The sequence below is a fragment of the Nibrella saemangeumensis genome (assembly GCF_039541915.1).
Classification (GTDB): domain Bacteria; phylum Bacteroidota; class Bacteroidia; order Cytophagales; family Spirosomataceae; genus Nibrella; species Nibrella saemangeumensis.
This window is the reverse complement of the sequence record NZ_BAABHD010000084.1, coordinates 712,704-733,632: the sequence shown is the minus strand read 5'-3', so window position 1 is coordinate 733,632 and position 20,929 is coordinate 712,704. Positions and strand designations below refer to the sequence as shown.

Annotated in this window: 14 protein-coding genes and 1 other RNA gene; 8 read left to right on the top strand and 7 right to left on the bottom strand. The window is 52.6% G+C overall.

The annotated features are described in order from the left end of the window. The 4 genes from ABD949_RS30615 to ABD949_RS30600 form a co-directional block, all read right to left on the bottom strand. A complete protein-coding gene (locus ABD949_RS30615; RefSeq protein ID WP_345250369.1) occupies nucleotides 1–1,860 on the bottom strand; it encodes a CHAT domain-containing protein in 1,860 nt (619 codons plus the stop codon). 56 nt (nucleotides 1,861–1,916) lie between these two features. Beyond that, nucleotides 1,917–3,890: an adenylate/guanylate cyclase domain-containing protein gene (locus ABD949_RS30610; protein ID WP_345250367.1), complete on the bottom strand. Its 1,974-nt coding sequence runs from the start codon at nucleotides 3,888–3,890 to the stop codon at nucleotides 1,917–1,919. Between the two features lie 33 nt (nucleotides 3,891–3,923). Next, the gene (locus ABD949_RS30605; RefSeq protein WP_345250365.1) at nucleotides 3,924–5,873 is read right to left on the bottom strand and encodes a DUF5995 family protein; all 1,950 of its coding nucleotides are present in this window, start codon (nucleotides 5,871–5,873) and stop codon (nucleotides 3,924–3,926) included. Between the two features lie 86 nt (nucleotides 5,874–5,959). Next, complete coding sequence (locus ABD949_RS30600; protein WP_345250363.1) at nucleotides 5,960–9,025, bottom strand: caspase family protein; 3,066 nt, start codon at nucleotides 9,023–9,025, stop codon at nucleotides 5,960–5,962. 259 nt (nucleotides 9,026–9,284) lie between these two features. Between ABD949_RS30600 and ABD949_RS30595 the strand changes: the two genes are divergently transcribed. Continuing rightward, nucleotides 9,285–11,252, top strand: coding sequence for a sensor histidine kinase (locus ABD949_RS30595; protein ID WP_345250361.1), 1,968 nt, complete (start codon nucleotides 9,285–9,287; stop codon nucleotides 11,250–11,252). 215 nt (nucleotides 11,253–11,467) lie between these two features. Here the strand turns inward: ABD949_RS30595 and ssrA are convergent. After that, nucleotides 11,468–11,837, bottom strand: a transfer-messenger RNA (tmRNA) gene (gene ssrA / locus ABD949_RS30590). Nucleotides 11,838–12,051: 214 nt separating this feature from the next. Between ssrA and ABD949_RS30585 the strand changes: the two genes are divergently transcribed. Next, nucleotides 12,052–13,803 (top strand): tetratricopeptide repeat protein, encoded by a 1,752-nt coding sequence (locus tag ABD949_RS30585; RefSeq protein WP_345250359.1) that lies wholly within the window; start codon nucleotides 12,052–12,054, stop codon nucleotides 13,801–13,803. 179 nt (nucleotides 13,804–13,982) lie between these two features. Further along, nucleotides 13,983–14,294, top strand: a complete 312-nt coding sequence (locus tag ABD949_RS30580; RefSeq protein ID WP_345250357.1) for a hypothetical protein — start codon at nucleotides 13,983–13,985, stop codon at nucleotides 14,292–14,294. Between the two features lie 130 nt (nucleotides 14,295–14,424). On the opposite strand, the gene ABD949_RS30575 is transcribed toward ABD949_RS30580, so the two are convergent. Continuing rightward, a complete protein-coding gene (locus ABD949_RS30575; RefSeq protein ID WP_345250355.1) occupies nucleotides 14,425–14,703 on the bottom strand; it encodes an Rdx family protein in 279 nt (92 codons plus the stop codon). Nucleotides 14,704–14,815: 112 nt separating this feature from the next. Between ABD949_RS30575 and ABD949_RS30570 the strand changes: the two genes are divergently transcribed. The 5 genes from ABD949_RS30570 (at nucleotide 14,816) to ABD949_RS30550 (ending at nucleotide 18,518) form a co-directional block, all read left to right on the top strand. Continuing rightward, nucleotides 14,816–15,253: a CBS domain-containing protein gene (locus tag ABD949_RS30570; protein WP_345250353.1), complete on the top strand. Its 438-nt coding sequence runs from the start codon at nucleotides 14,816–14,818 to the stop codon at nucleotides 15,251–15,253. 128 nt (nucleotides 15,254–15,381) lie between these two features. Then, entirely contained in the window at nucleotides 15,382–15,870 is a 489-nt protein-coding gene (locus tag ABD949_RS30565; protein ID WP_345250351.1) for an NUDIX domain-containing protein, read from the top strand. Between the two features lie 58 nt (nucleotides 15,871–15,928). Then, nucleotides 15,929–16,828, top strand: coding sequence for a DUF3822 family protein (locus tag ABD949_RS30560; protein ID WP_345250349.1), 900 nt, complete (start codon nucleotides 15,929–15,931; stop codon nucleotides 16,826–16,828). 61 nt (nucleotides 16,829–16,889) lie between these two features. Further along, on the top strand, nucleotides 16,890–17,345 hold the full coding sequence (coaD, locus tag ABD949_RS30555) for a pantetheine-phosphate adenylyltransferase (protein WP_345250347.1): 456 nt from the start codon (nucleotides 16,890–16,892) through the stop codon (nucleotides 17,343–17,345). Between the two features lie 357 nt (nucleotides 17,346–17,702). Continuing rightward, on the top strand, nucleotides 17,703–18,518 hold the full coding sequence (locus tag ABD949_RS30550) for a hypothetical protein (RefSeq protein ID WP_345250345.1): 816 nt from the start codon (nucleotides 17,703–17,705) through the stop codon (nucleotides 18,516–18,518). An 81-nt stretch (nucleotides 18,519–18,599) separates the two neighbouring features. Here the strand turns inward: ABD949_RS30550 and ABD949_RS30545 are convergent, their stop codons facing one another. Continuing rightward, complete coding sequence (locus ABD949_RS30545) at nucleotides 18,600–20,774, bottom strand: tetratricopeptide repeat-containing sensor histidine kinase (protein ID WP_345250343.1); 2,175 nt, start codon at nucleotides 20,772–20,774, stop codon at nucleotides 18,600–18,602. Nucleotides 20,775–20,929: the final 155 nt, after the last annotated feature.

The following is a 20,929-nucleotide window of genomic DNA, read 5'->3' as shown; positions in this document are numbered from 1 at the left end:
TCAGGCCAGTAAGCTTAGGTCAATATCGTCCTCCTGAGCCTGTTGGGCTACCTCGGTAGCAGGCACCAGCGAAAACAAACTTTGTACGATCCGGAATTGCTCCCGCAGCATCGAGTAATCCTGCTGGTGGGTGGTATCCGAATCACTCAGGCTAATTTTGAGCAGCAGGTCTTCCGGACGGGCGATGTGACTGAACCGAAGCTGCCCCTCTGTAATGGAATAGAAGCTATACAGATCAAAAACAGCGTTATCACTGCGCAGAAAGACGTTGCGGTCGATGAAGAATGGCGATAAACTCAAATAATCGACCGCAACCGCATCTTCCATTTGACCATTGGCACCAGGCTGCCGGCTGGTCCTGACCAGCACTACGGATTGACTGTCCCAGATGTTGGCCATCTTAACCTCCTGAAAACAAAGATCCTCCAGCCGGTAGCTCTGACTTGTCCGCAGAACAGCCTTCTCGTGGGCATATTCCGGTTTTCGGTTGAAGAAGTGCAGGGTGCGGATGTTGCGGACCGACTCCAGCCGGTAATGCGCCCAGAAACCCATGTTCTTTAACAGGTCAACCAGATGATCCTCACCAATCTGACATAGGGAATCAATGTTAATGGTATGGGCCGGGCTGCTGAGTCGCTGCCGAAGATCATGAAAGAAAGCGAGGCTCTCAAAAAATACCGGCTGTTCGCTAAACAGCCGCGCCAGATCATGCATCTCGTTGATGAACAGATCAATCTGGCGGCTGACCAGAAACTGTCCCATTGCCCGCAGCATTGTCAGCAGGGGTTGCGGCTCCAGACCCGCCCATCCGTCGGTCAGCAATTGCCCCAGATGCGCTTCCAGTTCCGGTCCCAATTCAACGGACTTTCCGGCTTCTTCAGCCTGCTGCAGGTATTCCCGTATCTGGGATAGCAGTGTACCCACCAGCAGACTAACGGACCCGTCGAACAACGAAACATAATTGATTAGCCGATCCCGGTCCGGCGTGACTGGCAGTAACTTCCCCGCCGGAGAAAGCGGTGGGCAAAGCAACCGGCGCAGCGGTTCGGCAATCGGATACGGCAGCCGCCGGAGCAGTTCTTCATTGAGCCAGCTTTTCAGCGCTTCGGGCGGCAGCTGCTGTTTCGACTTAAACGATTCGGTGAGCGTAGGATCAAAAGCCCGGAGCGACTGAAACAACGTAGTCCGTAAGCCCGTGTTGGGCTTGTATTCAGCCGCTCCGGTGGCCTCTCCCGTGGGCAGTTCCCAGCGGGCCAGCTCCGAATCAGGGCAGAAAAAATACCACTGGTTCCGGCTTACCTCTTCCATCGAATCAACGAGCATGGCCCGCTCGACCTGCTGAATGCTGGTGGAGGCCGTAACCTGAATTTCCAGCCGGGCCATTTCCACCGCCTGTACCAGTGTATGCTGATTATTCAGCGCCCGGTAAACACCCAGGGCGAACCGGGTAGCCGTCTGGTCTTCGATTGGAGTCGCCGTGGCGATGACAGCCGCATTGACGTTCAGGGCCCTCAGCAGCTGAATGTGATGCAGGGTAGAGCAGCCGTTCAGAAATACCAGCCGCAGGTTAGGGCAGCGGGCCAGCAACTGCGCCATGCCCATACCACGGGCCGTGGTATCTTCAAACTGAAGGATGGTATTACCGGCATGACCGCTGAAGTGAAACAGACATAGCGAATCCTGATACGTCAGGATTTTGTTGGTAACCGACTCGGCAGTGGCAAACGAATCGCGGATTTTCTGAAAATGATTGCGGCTGCTGCGGGGGTCCAGCAACCGGTCTATCAGCGCGTCCTCCTCTCCTAACGAAGGCAGCGGACGGTTTCGGTCGTTAGCATAGCAGAAAAGCAGCGTGTTCATTGAACTGTGTGGACAAATGGACGATCGTTAAAGTCAAGGGCAGCGCCTACCGTCGCTTAGGGGGAAACCGGCTGCGGTTTCAGTTCCGGCGTAACGGATTCGGCAAAGTACATATTCAGGTTACCTTTATGTTTGATGGCTATTTTGCCCCGGAAACTGCACCGGAACCGGTCTTTTATCAGCAGGAACGTCGTCTCCGAAATATTCACCTTACCCGCTTCGCCATGCTGTTCCATCCGGGCGGCCATGTTGACGGTATCGCCCCAGATGTCATAGGCAAACTTACGGGCTCCCACCACCCCGGCTACGAGCGGTCCGGTGTGGATACCGATCCGGAACGAAAAGTAGAACTGCCCTTTCACCTGCCGTTCCAGCTGACTCATCTCCAGAAAGTTACGTATTTCCAGCGCAGCCTGCACAACCTCGTCGGCATGCTCCGGGTAGGGTATCGGCACTCCGCCGGCACACAGGTAAGCATCCCCAATGGTTTTAATCTTTTCGACCCGGTACTTACTCAGTATGGAGTCAATGGCCCGGAAATAAAAGTCGAGTTCGCTGACCAGTTGCTCAGGAGCCAGTCGTTCTCCTGCATCCGTAAAGTTCTGGATGTCCATAAACATTACCGTAACCTGTTCGTACCGGCGGGGCGTGGTCAGGCCGCTTTTCTTTAGCTCCTCGACCACTTGCTCAGGCAGGATGTTCAGCAGCAGCTCTTCCGAACGCTGCTTCTCTTTTTCAAGTTCGGTGGTGCGCTGCGCTACCTTCTGTTCCAGCATCGCGTTTTGCCCGGTGACAAGCCGCTCGTTTTCCTGCAGAAGATGAATTTTGTCGCTGACTGCCTGCCGACGCTGTTCCTTGAGCAGATTAATCTTCGACGCAAGGGCAGTGGCAAACAGGGTAACCTCAACAGCAGTTCCAATCAATAGACTGTTATATGTCAGGAAGTTGTGAGGTAACGGACCAAAGGCATAAAGCAGGAACACAAAGATGGAGGCAAAAAAGGCGAGGTTCCCCCAGACGTAATAGATGGCCGGCCGGAAACCCCGCCGGTACACGTACACACCAGCCGCCAGATTGAACGCACCTTCCAGCAGGGCCACCATTGGAATAAAATCAATTTCCTGCTCCCGGTTTATACCCGTTCCTGCCTGCAGAAACAGCCACGCAATTCCCAGCCCGTATAGTACCAGCATTAACAGGCCAGCCCGGTAAAACCAGCTGGCTTTCCTTTTCAGGTGCAGAAACGAGATCGTCAGCGGAATATGGGCAATTCCCGTTATGCCGGCCAGGGCCGCACCGTAGGCGTCGATCGCCGGATTGGCTGCGTATAAGAATTCATTCAGGTGACCACGAAATAATGCCACCTGCGCCCCGACAAAAAACACCCAGATAGCATACAGCAGGGTATCCCGGTCGCGCATTCGGACAAAAAGCAGCAGAGCGTACAGGATAATCGACAGGACCATGCCGTAAAAAAGACCGAAGAACAAATCGGCACGGTGAGTCTGGTTTAGCAAACGGGTGGCGGTCAGGCAGTATATGGGTAATTCATTGGTATAAATACCCTGCTGAAACACGTAAAACCGATGCGTCTGTCCCCGCCAGACCTTCAGCGCACAGAACGGATTACTTTTACGGACCGGATTGTCCCGTTCTGCGTGCATGGAACCCAGCTGGTGCCGGGCCAGAACCGTGTCCCCGCTGGTCTCATACACGTCGATAATCTTTGTACCGTTGTAAATAAACTGCAGAAACAGTTCCTCGTCCGTCTCATTGGTAAGGTCGAACCTCAGCCAGTACCCATGCGCACCGGAGCGGGGTTGAATAGCATATTTATGGATTGGGGAAAAGGAATACTGCTCCGGCTGCTGGAGAAGCGTCCGGATAGACACCGACTCATCGGCCCTTAGCACGAGACTGGTATGAAATACGTCAGCCCGCTGATTGACATCCACCATCCGAATCGGCTGTGCCGAAGCCAGATAGCCACTCAGGAATCCGATGATAAAAAACCACAATTTCAGGCTCATAGGCTATTTATAATAATTAGCTGATTCGTCGGATCAGGATACCGCCGGCAACAGCGCCGATCGTAGCATGACATCAATTTTCTGGGCCACCGTCCCTGCTTCGTTCCGGGCAATGAGCTGGAGCGTCCAGTTCAACGGCCAGGGGGGATTAACCAGTTTCCGCCCCAAGGCGGCCGACTCCTGTTCCAGTTCGGCGATCAGCCGCCGGCGCTCCTCGTCGGAGACGGCGCCGGCCAGTCGTACGCTGGCCTTCCAGGCATTGTCCCGGCCCTGACGCATAAGCGCGTGCTCGGTGGCAATGACCTGCTCATCCAGGTATTTCAGTACCGTCCCGAACGGCCGGAATACCCTGGCCATGCTGTCGTTCATCTGGTTGTACATATCGCCGAACAACTCGTTCATTTTCAGGAAGTCATTATAAAATAGGTGGACCTTTTCGCCGGGAAACAATTCCGATACAACCTGCGGCAGGTCGAAACTGATATGCGCGTTGCAGGCCGAAAAGATATGCTGATTTGCCACGAGCGGCCGCCGGGCCGCATCAAATGATACCTGCCAGGGAGCCTTCGCGGGCGTTCCGTCAAAATAGTGATTTACCGCGTTGAAGTAGAGGCTACAGAACCTGACGTCTACCTCCTCCATCATGTCTGAATGTTCGAACAGCCCCAGCCGGATACCCTCCGCCACGCGCTCGGTCACTAACTGATAGACCGCCGTAAATAAGCCCATCGGGTTGTTCTGCGCCTTAAAATGCCGGGTCAGTTTATCGAAGTAAAACAGGGCTTCGTTGATGTCCAGCACAGGCGGTATCCGAAAGTCGGGCTCAATGTTCTGCCATGAGTCGGCCAGAGCCGAGGGCAGGCGAAACAGTTCGTTTTTGCTGGCATTATGGAAGTTCAGCACCATGTTAATGATCCCGCTGCTGAAAGACCGGCCCATGGCAGCTATCAGCCCGTTGCGTCCGGTCATGCCCTGCATCTGCCTGTCGAGCCACTGAACGGCTTCCAGATTAATCGACTCTTCTTCGTAGGGGGGTACCTCGAGCATATCGGCAAAATGGTCGCCGATAAAAAAACGGACGAATACGTGCGAAATATTCCGACGGCGGCCAAATGACAGGCGGCTGTCCATCATATCGATACAGGCTGCGGTCAGTTCGGTACCTTCCTTTGAGGGGCCGGCCTGCTGCTCGATAATGGCATTCATCAGAAACCGGCACGCTGCTTCGTCCTCGGAGTTCAGCTCATCGTCGACCCCCATCAGGTAACCAACTACCCGCCACAGGTGGAAATAGGCTTCGCTTTCCTCCGGCGTCAGGTTAATGCCAAGCTGTTTCAGTCCATCGACAATGACGACGGTAAACGACAGCAGGGTTCCGGTCAGATCCTCCTGGTTAATGGGCACACCGTACGTCTGCGTATCCCACCCCCGCTCCTGGGCAAAATAGCGGATGGCTGCGTGCATCAGGCGAACCTTCTGAATGGTCAGCACCGCCTTGCCATCATGTTCGAAGCTGTTGTGTTGCATGATGTTGACCACAAACTGAGCGGTTTCCATCACCCGGCGCGTAAAGGAGTTGGGTGAGCCATCGTGGACGTGCATGCGGCCGGTCTGGTACAGTACTTTGGCCCCGCGCCAGCCTGTATAACATAACGGCAACGACTTGCAGAGCAGCACCAGCAGGATTTTCGGACCGTATTGCCTGAATACGTCGGCGGCTACCATCAGCTTAAAGGGCTCGGCCCAGTCGGGCAGGGTGCGGGTAGCCAGAAAATAGTCTTCCACCACGTTCTTCACGTCATCCGGCAAGGCATCGAAGGCAGGATTCGGGAAGTCGCGGTTACGGACCAGCATCTGGAAAATCTGGTCAATTTCTCCTTTCTGATTTCGGGCCAGCAGGGTAGCAATGACGGAATCGGCCGGCGGATCACCAACCAGCCGCTGCCTCCAGAGATATTCGTCGGTCCAGGTATAGGTGCTCATCAGCGCATCAGAATAAACGTAATTTACTAAAAATCAACAAAAAGCAAATTCTGCAGGTATTACGACCGTACATACGAAAAGGTCGGTTACCAGTTACTTTGAACCGGGACGGCTGTTTTGACGGGGATATTCCGCATATCGTTCATTCGCTTGACAAAGCGGGAGGTGACACTCAGAAAACCTTTATCGTTCGGGTGAAACTCATCGAACCAGTAATCCTCCAGTCGGTCGGTGCGCCGTACTACCCCGCGCAGATCCAGGTAAGATACCTGCGGAAACTCATTAGCCACCGCTTCCAGCCGCTGGTTAAACGCGTCGACCATAAATCGAATCAGAGCCTCCCGATCGGCCTGGCTCAGGATACCACAGCCGACCATGCATTTACCCAGCCAGCTGTCTTTTCTCGGGTACGCATCCGGATCGACCGGAATAGCATAGTCGTACCCATGCACCAGCACTTTCACCTCCGGGTAGCCCATGGTCACCAGCCGAAAAATACGTCGCTGTTCCTCCTGGAGTTTGTGCAGTACCGGCGGTAAGGTTTCGTTCAGGTAGCACTGCGGGAACGGAAGCGCGTCATCCGGCTGTTGGCGCAGAAAGCTCCGGAATGCGTCACCGAACAGATCCCGGCCTCCCCCGCTCAGCAGAAAGAAAGCCGGTCTGACCTGCGCCAGCACCTGGAGGAATTTAGGGTTTGGGGTAGCCAGGAAATTGACCAGCCGGTCGCCCGAACCGGCAACGCTGTATACGTTGTACACACCCGCCAGATAATCGACCACATCGCGCACCTGAAACGGGTACTGGAACCACGAGTCGCCCTCGGCCACAATACGCAGGCGGGCGGGATACCGTATCAGGTTCTGTTCGTACTGCCGGAGCCGGATGCGGTTGGCAATCCCGTTCGAAATGGCCAGCTTCACATCCGACCATAATCCCTTTTGCCCAGGATCACCTTCAATAAGTTGGATTTCCGGCTTCAGCACTAATTCAGGCTGCAGGCCTTCACCCGATACCACACCATAATAAAGTTGCAGGGTAAAATCGGCCAGTACGTCACCGGCCAGGGTGGTTGCGCCGTCGGCAGCGGAGGGTTCCAGCCGTTGGTTCAGTTCTTCAGCCGTGATGGTATTATAGAGCGGATTCGGCATTCGGATACTGACCCGTTGTGTCCACCAGTCGGGCAGCACACCGGCTTCTTCTTCCAGAAAGATAGCCCCTCGGGTAGCCATCTCCTGCTGCCGGTCTTCCACCGTAGGGGGTGAGGGCAGTGACTCCAGCGTGAGAAATGTCAGCGTAGTCTCCGAAAGCGGGTCTTTGGTCAGAATAAACTGAACATGCTCTGTGACCTCAGGCCAGTTGTACTGCCGTACGACTTCTTCCAGTTGCAGTTTTACGGTCGTTTGCCGCCCCGAGAGGCTTTTGCGGTCGGGCAGGCCCAAATGAATGGTTTGTCCCGGCTCCATACGGGTGTTGGGCGACAGCAGCCCGGTAAACGACATAAAGTCTCTGGACAGATACAGAGCGGTGCAATACAGCGGCTGGTCGGCGGTGTTCGTCAGCCGAATATCCATGGTAGCGCTCCACCGGTTGTTAGTCACGGCCAGGGGTACCGTTACCGGGCCGGTCATATCGTCTACCCGAATAACCGCTCCTCCGACCGGTTCTATCTCCAGTTGCAGCCGGGAAACATCGGCGGAAGCTTCCTCATTACGCAGGTCCCGGAGGTAATGCCAGCGGGCCAGGTGCCGCACGTGCTGGGCAAGCTGGTCGGCTGCTCCGTTTTCCACCGGCACCGGCCGGATCAGCGGGCGATAAGGGTCCTGACTGCGGGTAAGGTAATACAGACCGTGGCTGGCATGCACGGTATAATCAGCAGCGGTTTCTTCCTCTTCCGGCACAAAACAGGACCCCGCCCGCTCGGTCAGCGTAGCCAGGAGTTCGGCTAGCTCGGCCGGAGCACCGTTCTGGTTGTTGAAATGAAGCCGGATGGGCTGGTTCATCAGACCCTCGACCTCCGCCTGATAAATACGATCTTCGTGCAGGGTCTGCCGGATAGCTTCCGGCAGGTCCAGCACCGTATAGTCCGGGCCAATAACAGCCGCGCGTACCACATGAGCCTGCCGGGAATCTGCATCAAGTAAACGGATTAGGCCGGTTGTCTGGCCTACCCCGTGAATAGCGCCTACATCGAGCAACCAGCCCTGGCGCGGATTGCAGGTCACTTCGACCGTCTGGCTGCCGGCCTTACCGCTCTGGTTGAGAAACAGGGCCTGGAGATGCTGATCGGCTGACTCCCCAACGGCATAAATCCGGGGACGCTGCTCATACCCGAACCGCATGTACTGCCGAACCCGATTATGCAGCGTACGGTACGAGATGGCTCCGCCGGAGGATCGCAGCACCCGCAGCAGATTTTTGGTAAACACCCCTTCGCCATTTATTTCGATGGCCGACTCATCGGACTCACAGGCTGCCAACTGGATCTGCGTCTTTTGCGGCAGCATCTGTTCGATTCCTTTGGTCCGCAGGTCAGCCTCGGAGATGGCATCCTGAAAGATAAACCCGTTCCAGGGTCGGCGCGGAGCCGACCCACCCAGCCGGCGCTCCCGCAGATCCTGCTCACCTAATGACGACTCCAGCCAGGCATAATTGCGCGTGTTGTCACCCGAATGGCAGCAGTCAAAAATGGTTGCGATATGGGCACCGGTGGCCGCTACCCCGTTGAGCAGGTACCGAAGCTCCTTATCCGCCAGCAGGTTTTCCCACACCGGCCCCGTACCCCCATCATAACACACCAGACACTCCAGTTGTCCGTCCGTTTCGGTCGTCCAGACGGACTGGTCGGCCTCCTCCTGTGCGCCGTGGCCGGAAAAATAGACCAGCACGGTATCCGACGCTTCGGCCTGGGAGAGAAAGGTCCGGAACGCCTGCACCACGGCTTCTTTGGTGGCTTTTTCGTCGGTCAACACACAGAGTCGGGGGTCAAAATCCGGCAGGGTTTTCAGGTAATCGGCTACGGCGAGGGTATCGGCTACGGGGCCACGCAACGGTCTCACACGCTGGTACTGGCAAATACCGATCAGCAAAGCAAAGAGTCGGGTGGGTTGCGTGGTCGCACCGCCTTCGGCAGCGGCTGTATGGGCGTTTAGCATTGATGCAGGAAATCAGGATTAAGGAATGCAGACTGGTATTAGCAACCAAAAGAGCAACCGGGCTCCTTCCCTGCTGATTACCAAGGGTAAATTACAATAAGTTGGTTGCTAAGCCTAATGTGGACCCCTGTTTCTTTGCGGAACCAGCCTGTGACCTACTGAACGGTTAATTCCCTCAGGTTACGGCGGTTACGGATGTAGCAAAAAAGGAATAAAAGTACTATCTTAACCCAAGCGTAAACCCTGCCCGTCTCCCCGAATGAACCCGTTTTTGCTAAGCTCCTACGCCTTGATGGCCCTGCTGCACATAACATTGGCCGGTATGGCGATCATTGGCCTGACACGAAACCCCGGCCAAAGCCCCTATAAGGTCTGGTTGCTGCGGTGCATCTGGGCCAGTGTCTTCTGGCAGATCATGGGCTTTATTGATACCGGCTTACGGCCTGACATTGCCGCTGCGGTGGTCAGGGTAACGAGCATACTCTTCTGCGCCGGTCTATATCTGGCCCACATCGCTAAATCGCAGTTACCTTACCTGTTTCCGGTTCCTTCATTCGGGCAGGAACGCAAGTGGGTCCTGGGCATTCTGCTGGTCATGAGCCTGGTTTTTGTCCTGATCCAGACCCGGTATAACCTTTCGGACCACCCGCAAAACTGGTCGCCATTCAACCGGGCGCATACGTTGATCGCGCTGTTTGCCATCCTGCCCAGTTTCTGGAGCATGACCGTTTACCTGCGCAAAGCGTATTATTTCCTCCACCGGGACAAATCGCTTGTGGACCCCTGCCTGAAACTCGCCCTTACCGATGTAGGCTTTGTGGTGTCGGTGATCCCCTTGTTGTACCCTGGGGTGGCGCATCCGTTAGGGTTACCCATCTACTTTTTCGGTACCTGGCTCCTGTTCCAGTTTTTTGTTTTCCTCTTCATTATTTACTCCACGTTTCCGATTCGTTTTCAGGATAAGCTGATCGGATTTGTCTTCGCCAGCGGGGTATCCATCCTGATGTATGTATCGCTGCTGCTGGTGCCGTTTACCCACACAGTAGCCGACCGGATGGCACACCAGGATGCACTCCGTACATTAGCCCTGCTGATGATCGGGTCGGCTGTCTTTTTGTTATGGGTATTCCCTATAATTCTTAAAGTGAGTCTGGTACGCCCCCTGCAGCAACTCCTGACCGGGATTGAGCGTGCCGACCAGGGCGACCTGACCGTTCAGGTTCCGGTCGGGCTCCTGGATGAGTTTGGGATCCTGGCCCAAAGCTTCAACAAAATGACCTCGTCGTTGAAACAATTCAAAGATGAGCTCATCCACTACGCGGATACGCTGGAAATGAAGGTAGACGAACGTACCCGGCAGATCCGGTCGCAAAAAGAAGAAATTGAGACCCAGCGCAATCAGTTGGAACAGACCCTCAAGGAACTGAAGGTTACCCAGGCTCAGCTCATTCAGAAAGAAAAAATGGCCTCGCTGGGAGAACTTACTGCCGGTATCGCCCACGAAATCCAGAATCCCCTGAATTTCGTTACTAACTTCTCTGAACTTTCCGTAAAGCTGGTGGCGGAGTTGAAGGAAGAAGTCAGCGCCGGGCACACCCAGGATGCGCTGGACATTGCCGACGATCTCAGCCTGAATATGGCGAGGATTAACCACCATGGTAAACGTGCTGACGGCATCGTAAAGGGTATGCTCGAACACTCCCGCACCTCCACCGGCGAAAAACAACCCACTAATCTCAACGCCCTGGCGGAAGAATACCTGCGACTGGCCTACCAGGGCCAGCTAGCTAAAGACGACACCTTTACCTGCAAACTGATTACTACTTTCGAACCGGAGTTAGGCATGGTAGAACTGGTACCTCAGGACATCGGCCGAATTTTGCTCAACCTGTACAACAATGCACTTTATGCGGTACGTACACGGGCGCGGAGCGGAGGGCCGGGAGAGTACCAGCCACGGCTGGAGGTGACTACCCACCGGGGGAATGGAAAAATAGAGATTCGGGTGAAAGACAACGGCACGGGCATACCGGCCGACATTATTAACAAGATTTACCAGCCGTTTTTTACCACCAAACCCACCGGCGAGGGTACCGGGCTCGGCTTGTCTCTAACGTATGATATTGTGACCAAAGGGCATGGCGGTGACCTGAGCGTTGAAACGCAGGAAGGGCAGTACACCGAATTTACCGTCAGCTTACCAGTGACCAACCCAAAAACGAATTGAGCCGAAAGTCGCTGCGCTGTTTTCTTACCAGTTATACGGCCTGCGGTTTATACCCCTTCTCGACCACACTTTTCACAATACTATGGAACCACTACAGCGGCAGAACGCGCCGGATGGGCGCGTCCAGTAAAGCTACACTCTCTAGAGGAAACATAAAGGAATAATGTATTTTGGCACAAAAAAGCCCAGCCAGCGGGAGCTAACAGGGCTTTTAGTGGTGGAGACGGAGAGATTCGAACTCTCGTCCAGTCAAGGAAACAGACGTGCTTTCTACATGCTTAGACCCGCTTGGGATTGTCGGGAATCGGCCAGGTGTGGGTCATACCATGCCTCATCCGTAGGTGTTAGGGTCTCGCTTAGCGTCAACACCATTAGCTAAGCCAGCGCTGCGTTTCGGTGCCTCCTGATCCGGCCGGCAGCACGTAGGCCGGGGAGACAATGGCTATGCTATCCTATCAGGATTAGGCTGCCATGGCGTAGTTAGACTCGCCTGTTATTGTTCGACGGTTTGTTATACAGGAAATACCATCAACTCCCGGCATGCTTACACGCGGCCTCAGCAAGCTGTCAATTCCGGTCGTCCCCAGATTGTCTGCCGTGGTGGGCGTATAAGAGTTGCAAAGATATAATTTCCCTTGCAAATAGAAAACACTATTACCCTGCCAGTGGGTTCCCGGAAGTGCCGTTTACACAAAAAGCCTTCCTGGAAAAATTTACTTCTTGCTCATAGTCAGCCAGTTTCTTACCTTTCTCTTAACAATGTGCCTTCAACCAGGACCATATACCCGATACCACTGTTATGAAAAAGGCATTGACCGGGCCACTGGTAGCCCTCCTCCTGCTGGCTGGCTGTGAGCGAAAAGCCAGCCAGACGGATGCCAACTCCACAAACACTGAAGCAGGCAATACGGCCGCTGCCGTATCGAACAAGGTCCCGGTCTGCGGCACGCAAACCACCGACAAGGCTTGGTATGCATCATCCCGGAAAGCGCCGTTGCTCAAAGGTCTCGACGGTATCCACTTCCCCATTACCACCCAAAACCCCGAAGCGCAACGTTATTTCGATCAGGGGCTGATGCTGGCCTACGGTTTCAACCACGCCGAAGCGGCCCGCTCCTTCTTTGAAGCCACCCGGCTCGACTCGTCCTGTGCCGCCTGCTACTGGGGCTACAGCTACGTGCTGGGCCCAAACTACAATGCCGGTATGGAGGATGATAATTATGACCGTGCTTACCAGGCCGTGCAGCAAGCCCGCCAACTGGCCGCCAAAACAACGCCCAAAGAACAGGCGCTCATCGACGCCCTCACCAAACGCTACCCGGCCCAACCCGTGGCCGACCGGGGCCCTTACGACAAGGCCTACTCCGCAGCCATGAAAGAAGTGTACCAGCAGTTCCCGGACGATGCCGACATTGGGGCGCTGTACGCCGAATCCATTATGGATCTGCACCCGTGGGACCTCTGGAAAAAAGACGGCAAACCTCAACCCTGGACACCGGAGATTGTCGCCACGCTGGAACGACTGCTTAGGAAGTACCCTAATCACCTGGGTATGCACCATTTTTATATTCACGCGGTGGAAGCATCGCGGCAGCCGGAGCGGGGCATGAACAGCGCCCGGTTCCTTGAAAAGCGCGTTCCCGGTGCAGGCCACCTGGAGCATATGCCGTCGCATATCTATATCCGGACGGGTAACTACCACGACGGCACCGTAGCTAACCAGCGGGCCGTCCAGGCCGACCGCACTTACTTAGACGAGCTTCACGCGCAGGGAGCGTATCCGCTGGCTTATTATCCGCACAACATCCATTTTATCGCTACGCTGGCTACACTGGAAGGAAACCGCAAAACGGCTATGGAAGCAGCCCGGCAGATGGCTGCCGAAACCGACCGGACGATCATGAAAGAACCGGGCTGGGGCACGCTACAGCACTATTATACCCAACCCTATTACGTAGCGATTAAATTTGGGTTATGGGACGATATTCTGCAAATGAAGGATGAGGAGCCTACCCTGCCTTATCCGAAAGCGATCCGCCACTACGCCAGGGGAATGGCCTTTCTCGGCAAAAATAACCTGGCCAACAGTAAAGCAGAACTTGCTCAGCTCACCAAACTGGCCAACGACACGGCGCTGAAGGCACTGACCGTCTGGAACATCAACTCGACCTACGATTTGCTGCAGATTGCCCGCCGGGTACTACAGGGTGAGATTGCCGCCAAAGAGAAAAACTTCAACCAGAGCCTATTGTTGCTGCGGGAAGCGGTAGCGCTGGAAGATAAGCTGAACTACAACGAGCCGCCCGACTGGCTGTTCTCTGTCCGCCATCATCTGGGTGCGGTGCTGCTGGAAGCCAAACGCTGGAAAGAAGCGGAACAGGTGTTTAGGGAAGACCTGGCCATATTTCCCCGCAACGGGTGGGCCTTATTTGGCTTACAAAAGGCATTGGAAGGACAAGGTGCCAACGCCCGTGCTCAGGCGACTCAGACGCAGTTTAATGAAGCCTGGAAATGGGCCGATACCAAGCTGGTATCGGCAAGATTTATGTGAACTTGCTTCCGGGAGCAGATGCAGTTTCATCCCTAACTGAATTTCAAAATATTTTTGCAAACGTGTTTCCTTAAAGCCAGATTCCGGCGACTAAAAGTGTATCAGCGAATGAATAACGGAAAAAATATGCATCTAAAATCTCTATTTACTAATTGTACATCAGTAAACATTCTAAAAAAATGGCAATACGATTTATCAGGGATCGGGTTGTATTCGATCCGACCAAGGGGCAGATTCAAAATGAACCCAGAACGGTAAGTTTTCCCAGTCAGGTGCGCTCAGCACAAATTGCGTTGAATGGTTTTGATGTGCGTTATTCGGATGGCGACCATCACATATTGCGGCAGATTGTAGATATAAGCGACCCTACCATAAACGGTAATTCGGTTAGTTATCGGGTTTCGCTCCTGTTACGGGATGGATCAGGCAACATCGACGACCGCTACCAGGGAACGGTTGATACCTTGATAATTGCAGATACGGCAAATTAAGCAAATACCTTTTTATGCACGATTGAGCACAGTTCATCCATTATTTTTTCGCTGGTATATTTCAAGGGGAACGTCCCTAAACCGCACCGTCAACCAATTCTGACAGTGCGGTTTAGGGACGTTTCCCTACTCATTTCCGATCTGAGTGACCCAGACCCTTTTCGGGGTTCACGATATCCCGCACCAGTTGCTTTAGCTCTTTAATGTCGGGAAAGCGGCCGGCTTCCTTACGGTCAAAGATCGTCTGGTCGTCGATGTTGACCCAGAATCGGCCGCTAATTTCGGAGGGGTGCAGCAATACTCCGTGAATATCATCGGTGAAGGTAGTGAGCAACTCCTGGGCCATCCAGGCCGACCGCAGCAGCCAGCCGCATTTCGGGCAATATCCTATAGTAATAACCGGTTTCATTTCGCAAAGTAACCCAAACAGGCTGGAGAAGTTTATATGTATAAAGGAAGCAAGATTGCTTTTAACTTTTCTGCGAACTATTTTTAGCAGGTACTTTAACCCCCTAAACAATATGAAGATACGGCATGTCCTTAAATCTAAACCCATTGACACCATTTACTCCGTTACCTCCGACGCTACCGTTTACGAAGCCCTGCAACTGATGGCCGAAAAAAATATTGGCGCTGTTCTCGTTATTGACGACGGTCAGCTCTCGGGCATTTTTTCGGAGCGAGATTACGCCCGCAAAGGCATTCTGCTCGGCCGGGCCTCCAAAGACACGTACATTCGGGAGGTTATGACCGAAAAACTAATAACCGTTGACCCCGACCAGCGGCTGGATGAGGCCATGCTCCTGATGTCCAGCAAACACATCCGTCACCTTCCGGTTATCGAGGCCGAACAACTTACAGGTATCATCTCCATCAACGATGTCGTGGCGGCTATCATCAGGGACCAAAAAAATCACATCGACTCTCTGGAAAGTTACATTTCGGGTAGCCCCTACTGACCTTTGGCACCCCACCCCTCTGGCCATATACGATCAGCGGTTCGGGTATGCACGCCCGAACCGCCCGGTAACTGACTGCGTATAGTGGCTTCTTCGTATATTTGTACGTCAATTTACAGAATCAGACGTTGGATAAAGCGCGCGAAGAAGTCACAAAGTTATATGGCAACCGGCTGCGGTTGCGGGTATGTGGTATATACAGTGAAAAGGACCGGTTACTGATGGTACGCCACCGGGGTATAGGCCCCACGGATACGTTCTGGTGCCCACCCGGTGGAGGAGCCCAGTTTGGCGAAAATGCGCATGAAGCCCTTGTTCGCGAGTTTAAGGAGGAAACAGGACTGGATATTGCCGTTGGCGAACTGCTCTTTGTCAACGAGTTTATGCAGCCTCCCCTTCACGCCCTGGAACTGTTCTTTGCGGTCAAAGCAACGGGCGGCCAGATCCGGCAAGGCTCCGACCCCGAGATGAGCCTCGACGGCCAGATCATTGAAGAAGTACGGCTAATGTCCTTTGAGGAAATCAAAAGCTACCCGCCCGAAGAAGTCCACACGCTCTTTCAGCGATGCCGTTCAATCAAAGATGTATTTGAATTGACGGGTTATTTGAAACAATAGTAGGTTTACAACCTGTCGGTGTATAATTTAGTAGTTCAGAGCTTTTACTTCCTTATCTGTGCAAACCGAAATTGCTATTTCCCCGACTGTTGCCGTCCGTCAGGATCAATTTGACGCTTCGCAGGCCGAAAAGTCTGTGCTGTGTCTGGAAGTCAGCAAAGATCGGTTCCGGTTTGCCTTACTTGACCAAAACCGGCACTGCTGCTGGCTGGAAGACTACGCTTTTCCGTCGCTCCTTACCGAGCGGCCGGCTTCCGAAGCCCTGCCTGCGTTGTTTCAGGGCAATCCGATATTACAGATCAGCCAATGGCAGGAAATCCGGATTGCCATCAATTCTGGTTCGTTTACGCTGGTTCCCGGCAACCTGTTCCGCAGGGAGTACGCCAACAGCTACCTGTCGCTGATGCGGGGTAATGCCCTACCCGCCCACGAATTTGCCCAGGCATACGAACACGAAGAAGGCTTCTATTCTGTCTTTAATGCCGAGCACCCGCTGGCCGATTATTTTTCGGCGACCTACCCCCTGCAGCAACTAACGTTTGTTCACCAGACGAGCGCCCTCATCCGGGCCGCCACGGCCGTAGATCGGGAACTGCCCAGCACGCAGAACCTGCTGCTGTATTTCGAAAATGAGTTTATCACGATTATTCTGCACTCGAACCGCCGGCTGATATACTGCAACCGGTTTGGTTACAAGCAGGCGCAGGATCTCGCTTATTACATACTGTACGTCATTGCCGAACTGAACCTGGAACCGTATTCCGTTAATGCACTGCTGTACGGCGAGATTACGCCTTTTGCTGACATTTACACCGAACTGACCCGGTTTCTGCCCCATTTGTCATTTGGCCATACCCCCCCCGGCCTGACACTCACTGCGGGTTTCGACGACCTGCCCGACCACCGCTATATCAGCCTGTACGGGCTGGCGCTGTTACCCTTTAACGCCGGGCGCTGATTGGCTGCGTTTGCAGAATCCAATTTTCGGTTATTATTTCGGGAGCGCATTGTAGCCCACCATGAAAAAAATCGCCCTCTTCCCCGGCTCCTTCGACCCGTTTACCAAGGGCCACGAAGATATAGTGCTGCGAGGACTTCAGCTATTCGACGAGATCGTTATTGGTATTGGAAGAAACGCAAACAAACAACGGTATTTTCCGCTGGAACAGATGGTGGGCTGGATTGAAGAAACCTTTCAGGCGTATCCGGCCATTCGGGTAGTAACCTACGAGGACCTGACGGCCAATGTGGCCCGCGAACTGGGTGCCCGCTTTCTGCTACGCGGCCTGCGCAACACCACCGATTTCGAATACGAAAACAGCATCGCACAGGTAAACCGGCATATCTACGCTGAAGTAGAAACGGTGTTTCTAATTACCTCCCCACACCTGGCACCGATTAGTTCAAGCATCATCCGCGACCTGCACCGATACGGCCAGCCGGTTGATGATTTTCTGCCGTATGCGTTAACCTGATTGGTATAGATACCGTTTGCTCATACAGACACGACAACAGACATTAAAATATAGGGGCTGACCACAGTTTTTTCACCTTAAAGTTGTTACTAATACCTACTTTCTGCAATATCTGAGAGACGTTTTGCTGGTGATATGTATATTGGCAAAGCGTTTATAGATGAAAGAAAGCAAATAAGTAAATAGAAGCCCAAATTATACAGGCGCTGTCAAATAATTTCCAAAGGCAGCCTCTTGCCTTCTATGCGCTTTCCCCCTACCTTTCTCATCTCAATTCAACACCAAAATCCTATGAAACACCTGACCTTTTTAGCTATTCATTTTTTATCACAACTGAACCTTTAAATCCTTACTCACATGCAAAGAATTAATACACTACTTAGTTTACTGCTGCTGGGCAGCGTCGTTGCGTTTGAAGGTTGCCAGCCCGCTGCCGATAATCTGCTGCCGGACAGCGAGAAAACCAATGCCAACAGCCGGGTTGTTGTCAGGTCCGAACCCTACGATGTTAATTTAGAAGGCGTTCCCTGTTACGATGGCAGTTGTGGGGGTAATGAATCCCTTCAGGCACAGGCCATGGTAACGTCTCCCTATACATACATATATGGCTTCGAACCGGATGGCGGTCCCAGTGAATGGTATTATTCAATTACCAGTAATACGTCGACTGACCCCTACTACCAAACCACCCAGAACAGTAAGGCGTCAAAACCAGCCAGTAAGACCATTACTACCGGTATAGGCAATGTGATCGTCCAGTTATCTACCACGGCTGAAGTAATGGCTAATAGCGAATGCCCGACGTTTTCGAATGTATTACGAGCCTACATTATTGTAGAGGATCAAGGGTCTCTATATAAACAAAGGATCTATGGCTCTATTACCGAAGGGCCTTACTATATCGCGACGTTTAGCAATGGCTCTAGTAGTGGCACTGGTGGTGCCTCAGGTTCTGATGGGAAGGGAACCCGCTGCGATGCAACAGGCCATTTCATAAAATTCGAGAATTTGCCGGCTAATATCGTCGGTTTTACATACGTCCTGGATAAACGCTATTATGCAGACTATGATAACCTGATATGGATTAAAACCGGACGCCAGGGTACTAGTGGAAAAGATGATAAATGTTACGAAGATGGATTCAGTGGTGGCCCTGACTGTGCCTATTTCTGATCGACTTAGTGCCTTTTAATAATCTAAGAAAAAAGCAACGCCGTACCTGCGTTGCTTTTTTCTTGCCTACAAATTCAATGATCAGACTTCCATCGGCAGTCGAATAATCATCTCCGTATACTCACCTGCTTCCGACTCCACCAGCATTTCGCCCCCGTGCCCTTTGGTGATAATGTCATAACTGAGCGATAAACCGAGGCCGGTTCCTTCTCCAGTGGGTTTGGTCGTAAAGAATGGTTGATAAATCTTGTTGATTATCTCTTTTGGAATACCTGTCCCGTTATCCTTCACTTTTATCTCAATTCTACCTTTTTCAGCCTGGGTGTAGACCTCAACTTTTGGGTGATACCCATTCAACTGCTGTTCCTGTTTATGCTGGACAGCATAAAATGCATTGTTGTACAGATTGAGCAGCACCCGCCCGATGTCCTGAGGAATTACTTCAACTTTGTTCAGATTTGGATCAAGATGCAGCCGGAGATCGGCACTGAACTGATCATTCTTCGCTTGTAGGCCGTGGTACGACAGGTGTAGGTACTCATTGGCCAGCGCGTTGATGTCGGTCAGTTCTTTCTTTCCGGCACTGGTCCGGCTGTGTTGAAGCATTCCTTTGACGATAGCGTCGGCCCGGCCTCCGTGGTGATTAATCCGCTGCAGGTTCTGGGTTAGATCATGCAGAATTTCATCGGCATATTCTCTTTCCGATTCGGGCAAAGCCTTAAGCGGATCTTCCAGTTCTTTAAGCAGTTGAACTGATAAGGACGAGAAGTTATTCACAAAGTTCAGTGGATTCTGAATTTCGTGCGCAATACCGGCGGTCAGTTCGCCTAACGAAGCCATTTTCTCTGCCTGAATCAGTTGCGCCTGGGTAGCTTTCAGCTTAGTCAGGGTATCTTCCAGTTCATCCCGCTGGGCCTCAACCTCCTCTTTCTGTTCGCTAAGCTCCAGATTCAACACCTGTAAGCGCTGGGCCTGGCTGTCAATTTCCTGCTTTTGCCGCTTCAGGAGTGCATTGGCCCGTTGAATGATACGGCTGTTCCGCCACACCATAACGGCAAAACCAATAACAATAATCAGTCCGACAATAATTGTATAGAGGAGCTGACGCTGCCGTTTTGCTTCCTGGGCCTGTAGGTTTTTATCTTTTATCAACAGGGCGATTCGGGATTCTTTCTTGGCCAGATCGTAATTATACTGCTGCAATGCAACCTTTTTGGTGGTATTTTCATTGATCAGACTATCCTTATAAATCATGTATAGTTGCTGATACTGGAAGGCATTGCCAAAATCCTTTGACCGGGCGTAGACTTCGGCCAAAACCTGACTGGCATCCCGGCTGTATTCTTTCAACCCCGTTTGCTGAGCCACTTTCAAAGCACGCAGACCATACCAGCGGGCACTATCAAGGCGGTTGGTGTGCAGGTACGCCCTGGCCAGAATGTCTGAGCAAAAGGCTACCCCTTCCTGGTCATCGATATTTCGGGCAATCGCCAAAGCCCGGAAGGCAAACGGAAAAACCTCTGCATACTTTCCCTGTTTTTCGTACAGGTTGGCCAGATTGCTTTCCATTAAACTGAGAAAGAAGTCGTTATTGATTTCTCGGGCAACCGCCAGGGCTCTGCTGTACATGTCGATGGCTTTCGCATTATTGCCGAGCAACCGATACGCTTCTGCAGTATTATTTATCGCTTTAATTAGGCTGTTTCTCGACCCAGAACGTTCTGTCAGCTTTAGTGAACGTAAAAAATAAAAAAGTGCCTGATCATGATCCCCAAGTGATAGATAAACCAGCCCAATATCTCCAAGGATATTACCTAATAGTTTCTCGTCATTACTTTTTTCGGCGGGTTTGAGCGCCTGAAGCAAAAACTCCATTCCCTGAGCATAGTTTCCCTGTAGGTAATAAATACCGCCGATTAATTCATAAACCGTTGCCAGTTGGGTTTGATCGTTCAGCAAAGTAGCCATCTGAAGCGCCTGCTTCCCGGCCGCCAGGGCCTGTTTAAAATTGCTTTCATCTCTATAGGTATGGGCAATAATTGATAAAGCCTTACCCTCCCCTGCCCGGTACCGAAGCTTTCGGGATAATTTCAGCGCATCTTCTGCTACAGCACGTCGTTGTTTAGGCTGAGTCCGGTAGAGATTCCCCAATTCGAAGAGTAATTTAACACGATTAGTATCGGCCTGCGGATTATTTTTCAGCAGCGCCTGTATACTGTCAATAGCTGCCTTGTTGCTCTGTCCAAGACAACTCAAACTACTTGCCAGCAACAGGCAAAGAATGCTCCAGATGTGGATTGAGCTTATTCTCGTTGAATGACACTTCATCGAAATTGAGTCGTTAATCAAGAGGAGTTACTAGTATTTTCTAAATGTCCAACAAGCGTTTATCTAATCCAGAAAGTGAACTG

What these genes read in the sequence shown, in the direction of transcription:
- ABD949_RS30600 (WP_345250363.1), bottom strand. Translation starts at nt 9,025, where the DNA reads ATGCTAAACGCCCATACAGCCGCTGCCGAAGGCGGTGCGACCACGCAA.
- ABD949_RS30550 (WP_345250345.1), top strand. Translation starts at nt 17,703, where the DNA reads ATGCAAAGAATTAATACACTACTTAGTTTACTGCTGCTGGGCAGCGTC.
- ABD949_RS30585 (WP_345250359.1), top strand. Translation starts at nt 12,052, where the DNA reads ATGAAAAAGGCATTGACCGGGCCACTGGTAGCCCTCCTCCTGCTGGCT.
- coaD (WP_345250347.1), top strand. Translation starts at nt 16,890, where the DNA reads ATGAAAAAAATCGCCCTCTTCCCCGGCTCCTTCGACCCGTTTACCAAG.
- ABD949_RS30580 (WP_345250357.1), top strand. Translation starts at nt 13,983, where the DNA reads ATGGCAATACGATTTATCAGGGATCGGGTTGTATTCGATCCGACCAAG.
- ABD949_RS30570 (WP_345250353.1), top strand. Translation starts at nt 14,816, where the DNA reads ATGAAGATACGGCATGTCCTTAAATCTAAACCCATTGACACCATTTAC.
- ABD949_RS30615 (WP_345250369.1), bottom strand. Translation starts at nt 1,860, where the DNA reads ATGAACACGCTGCTTTTCTGCTATGCTAACGACCGAAACCGTCCGCTG.
- ABD949_RS30610 (WP_345250367.1), bottom strand. Translation starts at nt 3,890, where the DNA reads ATGAGCCTGAAATTGTGGTTTTTTATCATCGGATTCCTGAGTGGCTAT.
- ABD949_RS30595 (WP_345250361.1), top strand. Translation starts at nt 9,285, where the DNA reads ATGAACCCGTTTTTGCTAAGCTCCTACGCCTTGATGGCCCTGCTGCAC.
- ABD949_RS30575 (WP_345250355.1), bottom strand. Translation starts at nt 14,703, where the DNA reads ATGAAACCGGTTATTACTATAGGATATTGCCCGAAATGCGGCTGGCTG.
- ABD949_RS30605 (WP_345250365.1), bottom strand. Translation starts at nt 5,873, where the DNA reads ATGAGCACCTATACCTGGACCGACGAATATCTCTGGAGGCAGCGGCTG.